Raw genomic sequence first — 425 nt, 5'->3', positions numbered from 1 at the left:
TCCCGGTAGGTTCCTTGCTCCACCACACACCCACCATCCAACACCACCACAGAATCAACACCACGCAACGTCCACGCACGATGAGACACCAACACCACCAAACGACCACCAGCAGCCACCTTCAACCGAGCAAAAATCTCCTCCTCAGTCTCAGCATCCACAGCACTGGTCGGCTCATCCAACACCCACACCGGCGCATCCCGAAGAACCACACGCGCCAACGCCAAACGCTGCCACTGACCACCCGAAAGACCAACACCACCAAACGACTCACCCAACTGAGCATCCAAACCGCCCTCAAGACCACGCACAAAATCATCAGCACAAGCCACCGACAAAGCCGACCACAAATCAGCATCACCAAGACGCTCAACAGCCTCCTGCGGCAAACCCAGAAGAAGATTTTCACGCACAGTCAGTTCATA

1 protein-coding gene is annotated in these 425 nt (G+C 55.8%); it reads right to left on the bottom strand.

The features are described from left to right. Window positions 1-413 (bottom strand): ATP-binding cassette domain-containing protein (locus tag HMPREF2942_RS01155; RefSeq protein ID WP_246824329.1); only part of this gene is annotated, 413 nt, incomplete at its 3' end. Between the last annotated feature and the right edge of the window lie 12 nt (window positions 414-425).

The sequence above is a fragment of the Rothia sp. HMSC071C12 genome, from assembly GCF_001813895.1.
Taxonomy (GTDB): Bacteria; Actinomycetota; Actinomycetes; order Actinomycetales; family Micrococcaceae; genus Rothia; species Rothia mucilaginosa.
The sequence above is the reverse complement of the archived record's forward strand: the minus strand, read 5'-3'. Positions and strand labels throughout refer to the sequence as shown.